Below are 12,311 nucleotides of genomic sequence, written 5' to 3'. Positions count from 1 at the left end.
ATAAAATTATTCGATGTAGACGAACTATGCTTGTTTCCTAAAATTTGAAATTCTGATACAATCTCAATCTTCCCGCAAATCTTCTACATGTACGCCACTCAGGTTTTTATAATCCGGCTTAAAAAAAGCATCTGTGAACGATTTATTGCTTTGCATTTTGGTAAATGAAACCAAAGTCATTTTGCCTGATTTTTCAAACCATTGTACCTTTTCTATCAAATTTTCAGATTCATTGATGAAGAGTTTGATTTTAAAGACGCTTTCATTTTTGTCACTTGGCATAAATTCAATCACGGTCAGCTTTTTTGTTTTTTCAACAATTTTCTCCTCAATTCTAAAAATGTAAGATCCGGATTTATGAATGGATGCCAATGCTTTCGGATGATAGCGGTTGTCTGATTCATCTCTGCGGCTAATTTGAATTTCCTTATTTTTTTTCAAATGCGCATACTGATCCGTTCCATCGCAATAGAGATCTATATCAGGCAAACTCAGTTTATACATCTCGCCTTTAGAAATCAGACTTCCCTTTTGAATTCCGTCTGATTTATTGCCGACTTTTAATTCATAACTAAATTGTATTTCCAAACTTTTTAAAGCCTGATAGTGTGACGAAACTTTATCCATTAACTTTTTGGCTTCTTTCTCAGAAGTTGTTTGGAATAATCCCAAAAACATCACCAGGCTTAAAATCTTGACCATATATGCATATTTACAGAAAAACAGTCGAATTTCGCAAATAATTATCCTGATGCTGTTAAGTATTGGTTAAAGCGCGTAGAGTAGCTATAAATGCGAACTTTAACAGGGTCATGAGTAAGGTTGAATTTTTTATTGTAAATTTAGACTTATGAATGCGATCAAATTTAGTTTTATCATGGTTTTGGCTTGCTGTTGGCTAAGCTACCTTAATTCACAATCCGGTCAACTGGACCCCAGCTTTGGTTTCGGTGGATGGGTGCATACAGACTTAGGCGGTAAGGAACAAGCCGGGACAACGGATATCCAAAATGATGGTAAGATTCTGGTCGGCGGAAGAATCGCGCTCCAAACATCCGAATATGATTTTTTATTACTCAGGTATTTGGAAAATGGCCAATTGGATTCCAGTTTTGGAAACAAGGGTTTTGTCATTTGGGATTTTGGACCCAAACAAGAGAACCTTGAATTTGTAAGGGCATTGCCGGATGGCAAAATTCTGGCTGGAGGATTCAGTGGAGTCAATCCTAATACCAACGGTATTTTGATAAAATTGCTGTCGGATGGAAGCCCCGATCCCGAGTTCGGTATAAACGGCATCGTAAATTTTAAATGTGGAAAATCTACAGGCCCGATCGTTGCTAATGTAGATGCACAACAAAACATCGTAGTGACAGGTGTATGCGTAGTTGACTCTTTTGATATCGATTGGTTCGTAGCGCGATTTTTACCAGATGGAAAACCTGATTTGAGTTTTAATGGGATAGGATGGATGTATCACAATTTTTTGACCAGAGAAGATATTCCTTTTGATTTGCTGCTCGAGCCCGGAGGAAAGATCCTGGTTACCGGATGCGCCGGAGTCTATCCCAAAGCTAATTATGCAATTTTGAGATTGAACTCAGATGGAAGCCGAGATTTTTCTTTTGGAAACAGCGGCGAACTTCAAACGGATTTTGCAGGTAATCACGATATTGGTTATACCACTGCAATTACTTCGGATGGCAAATACCTCACGGCAGGCACGGTGCGTGATGATGTTACCAATTACGACTTCTCGTTGGCAAAGTATTTACCCAATGGCGATTTAGATCCGGGTTTTGGAAATGGCGGAAAAATGACCTATGATTTTAAGGGCCCTGTCGATTATGGGTTATACATGATCAAACAAGCGGATCACAAATATTTGGTTTGTGGCGAAATAAATGTGCTCACTCAAAATAAATTCGTCGTTGTAAGATATCTTGAAAATGGTCAGATAGATTCCAGTTTCGGAGATATGGGCATAGCCGGTTTTGATGCCGTCAATATCTTGACCGATCACACGCCCCATTTTGCAATTCAGAAGGATGGTAAAATAGTGATGGTGGCCAATTACAAAGACGGTCAAAATGTCAATGTGCTGGTGATTCGGTGGACGAATGAGATCATTTCTGGCAACAATGAATTGGCTAAAGTAGGTATGCCCCTAAGACTTTTAACCAATCCTGTGCAACATAAAATCCAAATAGAACTTTCTACCGAACTTCAATCACAAGAAATGTATTTCGAGTTGATGGATTTAAAAGGTCAGACTATCACAATTTTTAACAAAGCAAAGGGAACTGCAAGTATTCATTGGGAATCGTCGAAAATTCTAAATCTTGGGAAAGGAATTTATTTTATAAAGTGGAAATCAGCAAACCAATCGGGAAGTTTGCCGATGATCAAGTTATAAGAAACTTACAAACGTTCGTTAGTTATACTTCCGTTTCAAAAACCATTCGTTGTCGTTGATGGTCACTCCGAAGGTCAGCTGTATGTAGTTTTCTTTGAGCAGGTCTCCGGCTTTTCGTTGTCCCATATCCAGATTCAGATGAATCAATGCATCCTGGCGAAGGAAAATCACAGGATAAGCCCAACCTAATGTGAATCCGAGCTGATAAGCTTGTTCTCCTTTGATCACGCGGTAATCGTCCTGATAATAAAGGCCAAATCGAAAGTTGATTTTTTCAAAAAGGATCAAAGTGGTGCTGCCCTTTGCGGTACCATCCACCAAGCCTGATCCCAAATGTATTGCCATAAGCGCCTTCTATGCCTTGCGGTATGGATGCTTCTTCCCAGGCTTCGTAATGCGCTGATAAGAGTATTCCCGATTTGTCTTGGTGTGAATACATGAATCCCAGGCGAAAACCGAGTGGTAAACCTCCTTCTGATTCACGATCCGTGATATTTAAAACAGTGTCGGTTACACTTCCGGAAGCAGGATTGGATTCATCATATCTCGCGATATGTAATGCAGAATAGTTTACTCTATATTTGTTTGGAATCTGAACAGTCAAACCCGCACCAAAAATATTGCGACGAAGATTATTGTCTTTTTTAAGGTCAGCTTGATTTAATATTTTACGATAAAGTAAACCAATGCTAGGTTTCCAACCGCTGATGTGTTGGCGATCTGTTAAATAAGAGTCGTAAGATCCCGGTTTACTCTCAAAGATTAAATCCTGATTATAGTTTAAGTTCCCGAATAAATAATCCATTCCAATTCCTATAGAAAAATCCTGGTACCTGTATGAAAAACCAATATTAAACGAAGTGATAGCCCCATCTCCTTGCAGCTTACGACTGAGAATATTGTTGGTATCGCTTTTGTCTATGATGCTTACATTATAACCCATTCCTGAATAAGGGCTCAAGCCCAAATGAAGCCCCATGAAGCGTTTTCTTGTTTTGCGATTGAGCAAATCATTAATCGCATTCTGTAAAGGAATGGCTAAGAGTATTTGTTGAATTCCTCCGGTCCACTCACTATAAGTATTCTTTTGGGCGTCTTCCAGACTACTCCTTTTTGCAAAAAGACCCACTTCAACATCGGTCTGGAGCAGGAATGCTGAAGAAGCCGGATTCAAATTATTGAAAAGCTGCTCTGAAGAATAGGCTACTCCTGCATTAGCCATACCTAACATCCAGGACGGACTGCTATTTCTCAGATCACCCAAACCATATCGGGATAGGGGATTATTTTCTGAATTTTGCGAATAAAGACCTGTTGCAAATGCAGAGATGCCTGCGAAAAGAACTATTTTAAGTGGATTCATTGATTTCTAAAATGTAATTAAGACCTTTCAAAACGAGATAAGGATCCGCAAAAATGTCAATTTTAAGCCGATTTACCAATTTATGTGCATTCCCGCCAGTGAGAACGCACTTTAAGCCTTTATAATTTTCTGAAAGTCTTAAAAAATATGCTTCAATTTCGAATATCAGGCCAAAATAAGATCCGTTCTCCACTGCCTCGATGGTATTATTGCCCAAAAATCGGTCACCGGGATGTAAGGGATGCACCAAAGGCAGCCGTGATGTAAAATCATGCATGGCTTTGTACCTCATGTCCAATCCGGGCGAAATATTTCCACCCATAAACTTGCCATTTTCATGGAGTAAGTCATAAGTCATGCAGCTTCCTGCATTAATAATCAATAAATGGGCATTCAATTGCAATTGTTCACCACCAGCTAAAGCTGCAATCCGGTCAGTTCCCAATGTTTCAGGAGTCTCGTAAAGATCCAATTGAATGGGCAATTTGCAAGTTGAACTCAATTGCAGTGTTTTTTGGCGAGTCTTCAGTTCAATAAGCCATTCCGGGATGGGCTCAACGACACTTGAATAAATGATGTGCTCGTAATCATGCGCATCCAGCCATTCTATTACCAGATTTGAGTCGGAATAGTTGAAACTGGAATAATTATGCAATGTTTTATCGTGAAAGATGGCCAGTTTAACTCGAGAGTTTCCCAAATCGATACATAAAGAGCGCCGCATCAATGTTTAAAATGTCGGATCCCTGTAAAAGCCATAGCCACACCCAATTCGTTAGCTCTGGAAATGCTCTTGTCATCGTTGACAGAACCACCGGGCTGTGCAATGGCAATGATCCCGGCTTCTCCTGCGAGCTCAACGCAATCCGGAAATGGGAAAAAGGCTTCGGAAGCCATTACAGATCCTTGTGTTTCGAAACCCATTGCTTTGGCTTTGCTGATAGCTTGTTTGCAAGCGTCAACTCTTGAGGTTTGGCCACAACCCATGCCTATGAGTTGACTGCCTTTTACAATTGCGATTGCATTTGATTTCAAATGTTTGACACAATGTATGGCAAGGAGCAAATCTTGTGTTTTTTCAGAATCTACCTTTAAAGTACTTACCCATTTTAAATCTTCAGGTCTCGCATGATGTTTGTTTGCGTCTTGCTCGAGCAATCCGTTGATGGCGGTTCTTAGGAGTTTATCTTGTTCAGGCCACTGAATAATCCGGATCAGGATTCTGTTCTTTTTAGCTTGCAACAGTTCCATGGCTTCCTTGTCAAATCCGGGAGCCAGCAAAACCTCGTAAAATAAGGGGTGAATGGACTGAGCGGTGTGGAGGTCAATCGTTCTATTGCAAATGAGGATACCACCAAAAGCTGATATGGGATCCCCTGCTAAAGCTCCTTCCCATGCTTCATATAAATTTTCACGAACAGCAAGGCCGCAAACATTTGTGTGTTTAAGAACTGCAAAACAAGGAAGAGACGTCCTAAAATCAGCCATTAGACTTAAGGCTGAATCAATGTCAAGGATATTGTTATAAGATAGGTCTTTTCCTGAAAGGACTTCCAGATTTTCATTTAAGTTTCCAATAAACCTGGCTTGCTGATGCGGATTTTCTCCATAACGCAAGTCGATTTCTTTTACTTTTTCTGATTCGGAAAGGTATTGATGTATACAATAGTCATATGATTGACTGATTTGAAAGGCATTTGCAGCGAATTTTTTTCGTTCGTTTATGCTTGAAATAGCATTGTTGGATAAAATTTCCAATAATCCGCCGTAGTCCGCTTTGGATGGGATGACCAGGACATCGCGAAAATTTTTGGCTGCTGCACGTATCAATGAAATTCCACCGATGTCAATTTTTTCAATGATCTCTTCATGTTGATCAGTGAGTTTTAGTGTCTCTTCAAAGGGATAAAGATCTACGACCACTAAATCGATTAAGGGTATTCTGAAATGGGCCAATTGACTCAAATGATCTTCATTGCGGATCGCCAAAATGCCACCAAATACTTTTGGATGTAATGTTTTAACCCTGCCGCCGAGAATTGCTGGATATTCGGTTATGGTTTCAACGGAAACAACGGGAATGTCCATTTCTTCTATAAACTCCTTAGTACCTCCTGTCGAATAAATGACGATGTCTAAATCTTTAAGTTTTCGGACAATTTGTTCGAGGTTATCTTTGTTATAGACTGATATTAATGCGGAATGTATGCGTTTATTCTCCATGAATTTGTAATCATCTGAATTGCAATATGGGGCCCAGCGAGAAGCAATAGCGGCATCGCGGTTCATATTTATCGGTTTCTCCTAACAAGATCGTTTCTTCTTCATCTCCGAGTCTGTACGAATGTGTCGCAAGATTGCCACAATGTGGACAAATTGCATGAACTTTTGTGATATACTCAGCTACAGCCATGATAGCAGGCATCGGACCAAAAGGTTTTCCTCTAAAATCCATGTCTAATCCTGCAATGATGACTCTTTTTCCGGAAATCGCTAATTCCTGGCAGTGTTGTGGAAATTCCATATCAAAGAACTGTGCTTCGTCAATTCCGACGACCTCAGTTTCCGGTAACACAAGATTTAGCTCAGAAGAATGAGCAATGGGCTTTGAAAGCAGGGTATTTTCATCATGCGAAACCACTCTGCGCTCATCGTAACGAATGTCCTTACTGGGTTTGAAGATTTCAACTTTTTGATTGGCGATCCTGGCTCTTTTCAACCTTCTGATCAATTCTTCTGTTTTTCCACTGAACATGGACCCACAGATGACTTCAATCCATCCGCTTCGTTGCGATTTGTAAATAGGTTCGATAAACATTCTGGGGGCAAATATCTATAAAAATTATATATAATATATTTATAATAGAATGGGACTGCCAAAACGAAGTACATTTGCACCAATAAAATCAGCGCTTGAGGCGTTTTTCAAAATAAATAAACATTAACTATGGACTTTCATCAGATCCGCAAATGGATGCAAAAAATGAACAATATTCTGGATGTCTATGCACATGAAGAAGATTTTACGCAATCTGAAAAAATTTATTGTTGGATTATAACCAGCGCATTCGGGAAGCCATTCAATCCTTGAAAGTAGAGCAAGGTCAAGAGCTGGTGATTGTTCCTGAAAACGGGCATCCAATGGTGGATCCAATGCCGGTTGGAGTGGCAGAGACACCCCACAAAAAGAAAGAAGAAAAATTAGATTTAAGTAAGTATGCAGAACTTCTGACCATTAAGGATTCTGGTGATTTGTCCGGTAAATTGGAATCAACTCCGATAAAGGATATCGCTTCTGCATTTGGCCTTAATGAAAAAATTGTTTACCAAAATGTACTTTTTAATGGAGATAAATCTGCATTTGATGCGACTGTTCAGAAATTGAATGGGATGCAAAATTTTGAAGAAGCCTCCAACTATTTATGCAGTGAAGTTGTTGATGCATTTGATTGGATGAACGAAAATAAAATGAAAAACGCCCAGGTCTTTCTAAAATTGATTCGCAGAAGATATTCATGAACGAATTTATCCATAAAGAAAAAGAACATTTGCGCAATGCATTGTCTATTGCTTTATCGGTAAGTGTTTTATGTTTACTGGTGCATTTGCTTTTTTTAGTAAGTCCTATTCCAAAATACAACTGGAGTATTTACCCACGCGATTTTAGCCAATGGTATGGCATTATTACAGGACAATTTATTCATGCGAGTTGGGGTCATTTGTTTTCAAATTTGCCACCCTTGTTTATTACAACCGGTGTGCTTTTTTATTTTTATAGAAGTATTGGTTGGGCTAGTTATTTTTTAATTCTCACCATTACCGGTTTAATGGTTTTTATTTTAGGGCGCAATTACTCACACATAGGTGCCAGCGGATTGGTATATGGCTTGATCTCTTTTATCTTTTTTTCAGGTATCTTCAGGCGTAATGTTAAATCCATAGCTTTAATGGGCATTATGGTTGTGATGTATAGTGGTTATCTGGCAGGTTTTTTTCCTACAGAGGAGCGAGGATCCTGGGAAAGCCAGTTGTTCGGAGCCGTTGTAGGTTTGTGGACTTCTTTTGTATTTAGCAACTACAGGGAGTTTGATGAGCATCAGGTTCCTGAATGGAAAAATGAAAAAGCAGAAGCAAAAGAATTTTTTCTGCCCCGTGATACATTTGATAAAACCAAAGAGGAGCGCAAACGGGATCTGGATATTGCGCAGAATTTTTCAAATACGGATCATACCGGGTTTCCACAATTTTAGATGGGGGAGATAGACTGTTAGTCTGTTAGTCTGTTAGTCTGTTAGTCTGCTAGTCTGTTTGTCTGTTAGTTTGTTAGACTGTTAGACTGCTAGTATGTTAGACTGTTAGTCTGGATGCCTGAAAGAGACGATAAATGCTAACAAATGTTAGTTCGGTAAATTTACATCTGCTTCAGCTGGTGGATGAAAAAAAATTCACCATGCTCCTTACTTCAGGGAACATGATGAATCAATACCAACAGATCTAAATTAAACTTTGATTTTGGGTTTTCTAATCTGCTACAAGATCATTTGGAAAGTCTTGTTCAGATTCATGTGCTGTTGGTTTAATCCAGCTAAGGCTTTTGCGAAATTGGTGTAGCCAATTTGTTTCCTCGGCATGAATTTCTGATGCTTCAGGTTGTCTGTAAGCATCCTGGAGAAAGGTTCCGGTCGGTTCCATAACAAGTGCGTTTAGGGTTAAAAAATGTCTCTCTTGATAAGATACCTCGAAACTAAGTTATGCTGCCTTGGGAATAGAATAACTTACTTTTGGTTCTCTTCCGAGAGTTTATTGCATCCTGCAAGATATGGAAATGGAATCTTTAAAATCATCAGGGTAAACCCTGAATTTGTCTCATGGTAAACCCTGATTTTTTGCCTTAAACCAGAGTTGAAATTGATTTTTTTATTTTTCACGGTCTAAAACAGCTCGAACTGATCCGTGTTTTTGCAGCAATTCCTGAGCTTCATTTTCTGAAATTTGTAAGGCTTCCTGAATCATTGCTGTTCCTCGTACCAAGAGTTTTTGATTGCTGAGCTGCATATCTACCATTTTATGATCTTTAACCCGTCCCAGTCCAATCATCAATGATGTTGAAATCATATTGAGGATCATTTTCTGAGCGCTTCCGCTTTTGAGGCGGGTGCTGCCTGTAAGAAATTCAGGGCCTAATTCAACAACGATTGGGTAGTTTGCAAATTTAGTCACCGGGCTATCCGGATTAGAACAAATGCACGCTGTAGTGATCTCATGATTTTGACAAGCCTCTAGCCCGTATACCACATAAGGTGTTGTTCCGCTCGCAGCAATTCCAACAACGCAATCCTCTTTTCCTATGAAGTATTTTGTTAAATCTTTCCATGCATTGGTTTCGCTGTCCTCAGCAAATTCTACAGCTTTACGGATGGCCAGATCACCACCTGCCATCAGTCCGATCACAATATCAGGGCTTACCCCAAATGTAGGCGGACATTCTGAAGCATCAATAATTCCCAATCTGCCGCTGGTGCCGGCACCGATATAAAATAAGCGACCGCCATTTTTGACTTTTGGAATGAGCTGCTCGACAAATTCACGGATTGGCTCTAGAACGAGAGCTACTGCTTGTGCAACTTTATGGTCTTCCGCATTCATAGCAAACAGTATTTCTGCAACACTCATGTGTTCCAGATTTCTGTAATTGGATGGTGCTTCAGTGTGTGCTCTTATTTTCATATTTCTTTTTTAGAGATCAGGTATAAACCCCAAAAAGTCAGCAAGCCATTCAATCCTAAATTGAGAAATCCCAATGCAAATCCATCAAACCATTGGGTGGAATGACTGTCGATGATATAAACCAAAACAATGGAGATCAAACACACAAAAACAATAGATACATTTTCAGGTAAACTTCTTTTGGTAAATAATGCAAAAGAAAACAATCCGAGCAAGGGTCCGTATGTATAACCCGCAAGTTTCAAAATGACATCGATGATGGATTTATTATCTATCCATTTAAATACAAAGATGAGTAGTAAAAAAAGGAATGCGAAGGCAAAGTGAACTTTTTTTCGGAGTTTGATTTTTTGCTGCTCTGTAAGATCGGTTCTGTTTTGCATTCCAAGGATATCAATACAAAAGGATGAGGTCAGCGCTGTAATAGCACCATCAGCACTTGGAAAGAGTGCAGAGATCAATCCGATAATAAAAATGATTCCGAAAACAGGAGACATGCTTTTTAATGCAACAAATGGAAATAAATCGTCACCTCTGGCATTCAAACCTTGCGTATCAGCATATACATAGAGTAATCCACCTAAAAACAAAAACAACTAATTGACAAATAATAAAATGATGCTAAAAACCACCATATTTTTCTGAGCATCTTTTAAATTACTTACACTGATATTTTTTTGCATCATTTCCTGATCCATTCCTGTCATACTAATCGTAACCAATGCTCCGCCAATGAGATGTTTAAAGAAATTTGAGCCGCTGTTCAGATCAGGATTAATAATTTTTAAATAATTTTTTTCGTCTAAAACCTGAATCGAAGACATAAAACTTAAGTCGAGTTGATCTAAAATCATCCAGGTACAAACAAACAAACCACCCAGCATAAAAAAAGTCTGGAGTGTATCGGTCCAAACAATTGTTTTTACTCCACCTTGTATGGTATAAAGTAAGATCATCATGAGAATTGCGATTGCAGTCCATTCGAACCCGATACCCAAATCGTTGAGAATAAATAGTTGAAGAACATTTATCACGAGATACAGTCGGGCAGTAGCACCTATAGTTCTTGAAAGAATAAAAAATGAAGCGCCTGTTTTATAGGCCATCATGCCAAAGCGGTGACGCAGAAAATGATAAATGGAATGTAGTCCCAATTTATAATAGACAGGCAATAAAATAAAAGCAACTGCGAAGTATCCGATAAAATATCCCAAAACAACCTGGAAATAATAGAAGCCCTGGCTTCCTACAGTGCCCGGCACAGAAATAAAAGTGACACCACTTAGAGATGTACCGATCATCCCAAATGCTACAATATACCATTTGGAGCTTCTTTTGCCGATGAAAAAACTTTCATTTGTAGCATCTTTAGATGTTACTTTGGCAATCCACAGCAACACGATAAAATAAGCAAGTAATAAAAAGGCTAACCAGACAGAATGATCCATATTTTTTAAGAAGGAACAAATAAAACAATTTTTCGTTAAACTTGATAATTTGTTGTTAAGTCGGGAGCAGTGATTTCAGTTCCTGATTTGAATTTTTTTTATTTGCAATATGCCTGCCAGAGTTATTCAATTATACAAAAATTCATTTGCTGGATTGCATCGCAATACCTGGTTGCTTGCATTGGTTCAGCTCGTGAACCGCGCAGGAACTATGGTTGTGCCATTTATGTCTATGTATATGACTCAGAAAATTGGGGTCAGTATAACCAAAGCCGGTTTTGTGTTGGCTTGTTTTGGTGTTGGTTCGATCGTCGGTTCATTTATTGGAGGAAAATTATCTGACCGGTATGGATTCTATAAAATTATGGTCATTACTCTTTTTCTCGGTGGATTGTCTTTTATAGCTTTATCATTTTTGCAAAGTTATTGGTGGATTTGTTTAGGGACATTTTTCATGGCTCTTATCAATGAGGCTTTCCGACCGGCAAGTATGGCTGCTATTTCCGAATACAGTGGCCAGGATAGTTTGACGCGAAGTGGTTCTTTGGTCCGTTTATCTGTCAATTTAGGTTGGGCATTTGGGGCCGCAATTGGCGGTTGGATAGCAGCGCATAATTATAGTTTGCTTTTCTGGGTGGATGGGATCACCAACATAGCAGCGGCTTTTTTGGTATTGTATGCCTTGCCTCCGATCAAAACGGTTTCACACAAGGAGAAGCAAAAGCAAAATCTTCAGAGAGATTTGTCACCTTTCAAAGACACATTTTTTCTGTTTTTTGTTTTTCTAAGTATATTTTTTGGCATTTGTTTTTTTCAGCTATTCACAACATTGCCTATATATTTAAAAACTGAATTATCCCTCAATGAAACTTCTATAGGTTGGGTTATGGCAATCAATGGTTTGTTGATAGCCGCATTTGAAATGATCACCGTTTACTCATTGGAGACAAGTAATAAATTAAAACTAATGGCCATTGGTACATTTATTACCGGTATGTCCTTTGTTATTTTTAATTTAGTTTCCATCGATGGCTTTTCATTAGCAATGCTTTCCTCGGTGATCATCACTTCGGGTGAAATACTATCTATGCCATTTATGTTGAGTTTTATGATGGCCCGAAGCAAACCGACCACTATTGGTCAATATGCTTCCCTTTATACCATGTCTTACAGTATCGCGCATATTTGTGGAAGCTACAGCGGAAGCGCAATCGCCGACCAATTCGGATTTAATGTCTTGTGGTGGTGTGTTGGAGCAGTTTCTACTTTGGTAGCTGTCGGTTATTATTATATGTATAAAAATGAAGCAACTTATCCGGTCGAACGTTATGTTTAATGCAGGATATTCTATCTTTGC

12 protein-coding genes and 1 pseudogene are annotated in these 12,311 nt (G+C 38.9%); 4 read left to right on the top strand and 9 right to left on the bottom strand.

Annotated features, from left to right (window positions below):
- Positions 1-63: 63 nt before the first annotated feature.
- Entirely contained in the window at positions 64-702 is a 639-nt protein-coding gene (locus tag IPM92_08520; GenBank protein MBK9108402.1) for an outer membrane lipoprotein carrier protein LolA, read from the bottom strand.
- A 148-nt stretch (positions 703-850) separates the two neighbouring features.
- On the opposite strand from IPM92_08520, the gene IPM92_08515 reads away from it, so the two are divergent.
- Positions 851-2,416: a hypothetical protein gene (locus IPM92_08515; protein MBK9108401.1), complete on the top strand. Its 1,566-nt coding sequence runs from the start codon at positions 851-853 to the stop codon at positions 2,414-2,416.
- A gap of 18 nt (positions 2,417-2,434) precedes the next feature.
- Here the strand turns inward: IPM92_08515 and IPM92_08510 are convergent, their stop codons facing one another.
- From IPM92_08510 to IPM92_08490, 5 genes are read right to left on the bottom strand one after another with little or no spacing between them, the layout of a single operon-like run.
- Positions 2,435-2,761 (bottom strand): hypothetical protein, encoded by a 327-nt coding sequence (locus tag IPM92_08510; protein MBK9108400.1) that lies wholly within the window; start codon positions 2,759-2,761, stop codon positions 2,435-2,437.
- Complete coding sequence (locus IPM92_08505; GenBank protein ID MBK9108399.1) at positions 2,691-3,779, bottom strand: hypothetical protein; 1,089 nt, start codon at positions 3,777-3,779, stop codon at positions 2,691-2,693. Before IPM92_08505 ends, IPM92_08510 begins: the two co-directional genes overlap by 71 nt.
- The gene (locus tag IPM92_08500; GenBank protein ID MBK9108398.1) at positions 3,766-4,503 is read right to left on the bottom strand and encodes a type III pantothenate kinase; all 738 of its coding nucleotides are present in this window, start codon (positions 4,501-4,503) and stop codon (positions 3,766-3,768) included. Before IPM92_08500 ends, IPM92_08505 begins: the two co-directional genes overlap by 14 nt.
- Entirely contained in the window at positions 4,503-6,002 is a 1,500-nt protein-coding gene (gene purH, locus IPM92_08495) for a bifunctional phosphoribosylaminoimidazolecarboxamide formyltransferase/IMP cyclohydrolase (GenBank protein MBK9108397.1), read from the bottom strand. The genes IPM92_08500 and purH overlap by 1 nt, the downstream gene beginning before the upstream one ends.
- A gap of 10 nt (positions 6,003-6,012) precedes the next feature.
- A complete protein-coding gene (locus IPM92_08490) occupies positions 6,013-6,597 on the bottom strand; it encodes a thymidine kinase (protein MBK9108396.1) in 585 nt (194 codons plus the stop codon).
- 227 nt (positions 6,598-6,824) lie between these two features.
- Between IPM92_08490 and IPM92_08485 the strand changes: the two genes are divergently transcribed.
- Positions 6,825-7,298 (top strand): hypothetical protein, encoded by a 474-nt coding sequence (locus IPM92_08485; protein MBK9108395.1) that lies wholly within the window; start codon positions 6,825-6,827, stop codon positions 7,296-7,298.
- Positions 7,295-8,029 carry a rhomboid family intramembrane serine protease gene (locus IPM92_08480; GenBank protein ID MBK9108394.1) on the top strand — a complete coding sequence of 245 codons (735 nt, stop codon included), beginning with the start codon at positions 7,295-7,297 and terminating at the stop codon, positions 8,027-8,029. Before IPM92_08485 ends, IPM92_08480 begins: the two co-directional genes overlap by 4 nt.
- A 271-nt stretch (positions 8,030-8,300) precedes the next feature.
- On the opposite strand, the gene IPM92_08475 is transcribed toward IPM92_08480, so the two are convergent.
- From IPM92_08475 to IPM92_08465, 3 genes and pseudogenes are all read right to left on the bottom strand, one after another.
- Complete coding sequence (locus tag IPM92_08475) at positions 8,301-8,471, bottom strand: hypothetical protein (GenBank protein ID MBK9108393.1); 171 nt, start codon at positions 8,469-8,471, stop codon at positions 8,301-8,303.
- Between the two features lie 225 nt (positions 8,472-8,696).
- Positions 8,697-9,506, bottom strand: a complete 810-nt coding sequence (locus IPM92_08470) for an N-acetylmuramic acid 6-phosphate etherase (GenBank protein ID MBK9108392.1) — start codon at positions 9,504-9,506, stop codon at positions 8,697-8,699.
- Positions 9,503-10,954: pseudogene (locus IPM92_08465) on the bottom strand (sodium:solute symporter). Before IPM92_08465 ends, IPM92_08470 begins: the two are co-directional and overlap by 4 nt.
- A 109-nt stretch (positions 10,955-11,063) precedes the next feature.
- On the opposite strand from IPM92_08465, the gene IPM92_08460 reads away from it, so the two are divergent.
- The gene (locus IPM92_08460; GenBank protein MBK9108391.1) at positions 11,064-12,290 is read left to right on the top strand and encodes an MFS transporter; all 1,227 of its coding nucleotides are present in this window, start codon (positions 11,064-11,066) and stop codon (positions 12,288-12,290) included.
- Positions 12,291-12,311 lie beyond the last annotated feature (21 nt).

Source organism: Saprospiraceae bacterium (genome assembly GCA_016719615.1).
Taxonomy (GTDB): Bacteria; Bacteroidota; Bacteroidia; order Chitinophagales; family Saprospiraceae; genus Vicinibacter.
The sequence above is the reverse complement of the archived record's forward strand: the minus strand, read 5'-3'. Positions and strand labels throughout refer to the sequence as shown.

Excerpts from the sequence above, each read along its gene's own strand:
- IPM92_08520 (MBK9108402.1), bottom strand. The coding sequence starts at position 702 with ATGGTCAAGATTTTAAGCCTGGTGATGTTTTTGGGATTATTCCAAACA.
- IPM92_08515 (MBK9108401.1), top strand. The coding sequence starts at position 851 with ATGAATGCGATCAAATTTAGTTTTATCATGGTTTTGGCTTGCTGTTGG.
- IPM92_08510 (MBK9108400.1), bottom strand. The coding sequence starts at position 2,761 with ATGGCAATACATTTGGGATCAGGCTTGGTGGATGGTACCGCAAAGGGC.
- IPM92_08505 (MBK9108399.1), bottom strand. The coding sequence starts at position 3,779 with ATGAATCCACTTAAAATAGTTCTTTTCGCAGGCATCTCTGCATTTGCA.
- IPM92_08500 (MBK9108398.1), bottom strand. The coding sequence starts at position 4,503 with ATGCGGCGCTCTTTATGTATCGATTTGGGAAACTCTCGAGTTAAACTG.
- purH (MBK9108397.1), bottom strand. The coding sequence starts at position 6,002 with ATGGAGAATAAACGCATACATTCCGCATTAATATCAGTCTATAACAAA.
- IPM92_08490 (MBK9108396.1), bottom strand. The coding sequence starts at position 6,597 with ATGTTTATCGAACCTATTTACAAATCGCAACGAAGCGGATGGATTGAA.
- IPM92_08480 (MBK9108394.1), top strand. The coding sequence starts at position 7,295 with ATGAACGAATTTATCCATAAAGAAAAAGAACATTTGCGCAATGCATTG.
- IPM92_08475 (MBK9108393.1), bottom strand. The coding sequence starts at position 8,471 with ATGGAACCGACCGGAACCTTTCTCCAGGATGCTTACAGACAACCTGAA.
- IPM92_08470 (MBK9108392.1), bottom strand. The coding sequence starts at position 9,506 with ATGAAAATAAGAGCACACACTGAAGCACCATCCAATTACAGAAATCTG.
- IPM92_08460 (MBK9108391.1), top strand. The coding sequence starts at position 11,064 with ATGCCTGCCAGAGTTATTCAATTATACAAAAATTCATTTGCTGGATTG.